The organism is Pseudorhodoplanes sp., assembly GCF_035565855.1.
Lineage (GTDB): Bacteria > Pseudomonadota > Alphaproteobacteria > Rhizobiales > Xanthobacteraceae > Pseudorhodoplanes.
The window spans coordinates 1-3,159 of sequence record NZ_DATMRX010000227.1; the positions used below are offsets into that span (position 1 = coordinate 1).

The window sequence follows — 3,159 nt, forward strand, 5'->3', positions numbered from 1 at the left end:
GCGGCCCATGTCGAGGAAGACGAAATCGCTGTCGCCGTTCTTCGCGGTCAGAACCGCAGGCACCAGACCGCCTTCGCCGCGGGTGAGGCCGGGATTGAAGATGGCGCGGCCTTCGTCATTGGTGACGGCGGTGCCAAGCACCTCGTTGTTGCGGGCAAGCAGGGTCAGCTCCGCGCCGGTGACGGGCTTCGCGCTGGCCAGCGAACGGGCGAAAACGGTGAGGCCGTCCTCGCCGGTATAGGTGGTGAGGCCGATGTCGGACACGACGAACCATTGCGTGGCGCGCGAGTTCCAGCTGTCGCTCTGGTCATCCAGCGGCTGGGCGGTCAGCACATAGACGCCGGGCTTGCGCTGCGGGATCGCTTCATCGACGGGGAAGGAGGTCGTGACCTCCTTGTTGAGGTCTCCGGCGATTTCGAGCTGGCCTTCCCACACCGGCTCGCCCATCTGGTCGGCGATGCTGGAAATGTCATAGCCGTCGAGCTGGCGCAGGAACTGGTAGCCGGACAGCAATTGCGCCAGCGCCCGGTCGCCGATGCGGTAGAGCTTCATGTCCGCCGCATCCATGTTGACGGTGACGACGGGAATGCCGCGCCGCGCACCGGCCGGCAGAACGAAGGAATCGCCGGTGAAGCGGGCCGAAGCGGCGCGATCCTGCACATATATAGAGAGCGTGACGGGCGCGGTCAGCACCTCGCCGATGGCGGCCGGCAGGCCGGCGCGGAAGGTGACTTCGTAGGACTGGCCGTGCGAAAGCCCCTCCACGCAGATCTGGCGCTCTTTGGCCTCTATGCCGGCCGGGGCGGACCCGTTGACGCGCACGAACTGCGTGTAGTCGACATCGGTGCGCACCAGATCCTCGGAGAACTGCGCGCAGATGCGCGGTGCTATCGTATCGGCATCGATGGAATGATCGACGATGCGAAAACCCTTGCGGGCCTTCAGGTCCTCATAGAGGCCGCGCACCGACGCCGAATTGACGAGCGAGAGGCTCGCCTCATAGGCCTGCAATGCGGGGCGGTAGAGCTCGCGCCCATCGAGCGCGGAGCCAAGATTGGCCAGCGCGTCGGCGCGGATCGCGGTGGTGCGCGACAGATCATAGGCATTGAGGGCGGCCGAAGTGGCATTGGTACGCAGCGTGGAGGTGTCGCCACTGTCGTGCGGGCTGACGGCGAGATTGGCACGGGCGAGTTCAAGCCAAAGCTTGCCCTCCTGAGGCAGGGCGGAGAGGGCCGCCTCATACTTCTGAACGGCGCCGCGCTGGTCGCCTCGTTGTGCGGCGGCTGCGGCATCCTCGACCAGCGCGCCCAATCCCTCTTCAGGCCTTTGGGCGTGCGGGCCGGTCAGGTTTTTACGATACTGCTCGGCCTGAGACTTTATCCAGTCCGGCACATAGGTGAGTGCGGGCGGCGCGCCGATATCGGCGTCGCCCGACAGCGTCACGACCTTGCCGGCGGTGGCGCCAGCGAAAGGCTTCATCTGGTTGAAGTCGGACTTCAGGAAGCACCACTTCGCCTTGTTGTTGTAGGTGAAGGCGCGGCAGGCCGAATCGCCGAGGCAGGCGGACGAGCACTCATCGAGGCTCACATTCTGCTCGGAACGCAGGTCGAAACCGAAGAAATCCGCGTTTTCAGTGGTCACGATCCGGCGCGCATCCTGCGCGTGGGACAGTCCTGTCATCGTCAGAAATGCGAAAGCAATTGCGGCAAGGGCCCGTGACGCGCGCATGATCGTGATGCCTCTTTGAGTTTGCGGCCAGATTTCGGCTATCGGCATGGCTTGTCAATGTCGCCGCCGCGCCACAGGCGCCGTAACGGTTTCATTTCACAGCATTCGTCGTTATTCAGCCCGAATGTCGTGTTCACGCATTCTTGCCTGAACAGCGAAGGATTTGATTTTCAACCTTGTGCTCTTCTGGCACAAGCGGACGCAACGTAATTCATCAAATATCCGAAATTTCAGTCGAATTTTAACTTTGTTCGTTAAGTTGAGGGAATGCGGCACGAAACGAGGCAGAAACCGAACGAAGCAGCGGCAGGCATTTCCCTGCCGCGCGCGCTGTTGTTCGCGCTGCTTGCAACGTCGGCCCTGACGGTTTCACCTCAGCCGGCCGCCGCATTCGAGCTGTTCGGCATCAGGCTGTGGGGCTCCGCCGCCAATGACGAGGACAGCGACATCGTTGATCCGATGAATTATTCGGTCACGATCAATGTGCCCGACGACCATGACGATCTGAAAAAGAAGCTGGAAGCCGCGTCGACCCTGAAGACGGACGAGGACAGGCCGGTTTCCGGCTCGCTCGGCCTGATGTCGAAGGCGCGCGGCGATCGCGAGCAGCTCGTCGCGGCTCTTTATGCGGACGCGCGCTATGAGGGCGTGGTCAATGTTTCGATCGATGGCCGCTCCATCGACGATCTGCCGCCCGATGCCGAGTTCCGGGGCCCGCAGCCGGTTCCCGTGGTGATAGAGGTAACGCCGGGACCGAAATTCACCCTTGGCGACATTCGCCTGACCGGCGATGCCGCCGGGCTGACGGGCGCCGATTTCGGACTGATCGCCGGCGGGGATGCCGGCTCGGGCGCGATTCTCAAGGCCGAGGCGCTGATCGTGCGGGCGCTGAAGGAAGAGGGCCGCCCTCTGGCCGAGATCACCGACCGCGAGATCGTGGCCGATCACAACACGACGACGCTCGACGTCACCCTTGCGGTGAAAGCCGGGCCGGTGGCCGGCTATGGCGAGACCACGGTCGAAGGCACCGAGCGGATGGACCCCGAGTTCACCCGCTACATGGCGGGGCTGAAGCGCGGCGAGCGCTATTCGCCCAAGGACATCGATGACGCGCGTGAACGGCTTCTGGGGATGGAGGTCTTCAACAGCGTGACGCTGCGCGAGGCCGATCAGCTCGACAGTGAGGGCAATATCCCGGTCGATATCAACGTGACCGAGCGCAAGACGCGCTATCTGGGCATCGGCGGCACCGTCTCCAATACCGAGGGCGTCGGTCTCGAAGGCTACTGGGGCCACCGCAACCTGTTCGGACGCGCCGAGAAGCTGCGCATCGACGGTTCGGTGAGCGGCATCGGCTCCAACGACATTTCGAAGCTTAACTACAATGCCGGCGTGATGTTCGAAAAGCCCGGCGTTATCGGGCCGGCATCG

General features: G+C 63.5%; 2 protein-coding genes. One reads left to right on the top strand and one right to left on the bottom strand.

The window, feature by feature from the left end; translation table 11 throughout:
- Window positions 1–1,680, bottom strand: a 1,680-nt coding sequence (locus VN004_RS12685) for a PAN domain-containing protein (RefSeq protein WP_325610556.1), incomplete at its 3' end; no start/stop codon positions are given.
- A gap of 315 nt (window positions 1,681–1,995) precedes the next feature.
- Between VN004_RS12685 and VN004_RS12690 the strand changes: the two genes are divergently transcribed.
- A partial coding sequence (locus tag VN004_RS12690; protein WP_325610559.1) for an autotransporter assembly complex family protein occupies window positions 1,996–3,159 on the top strand: 1,164 nt, incomplete at its 3' end.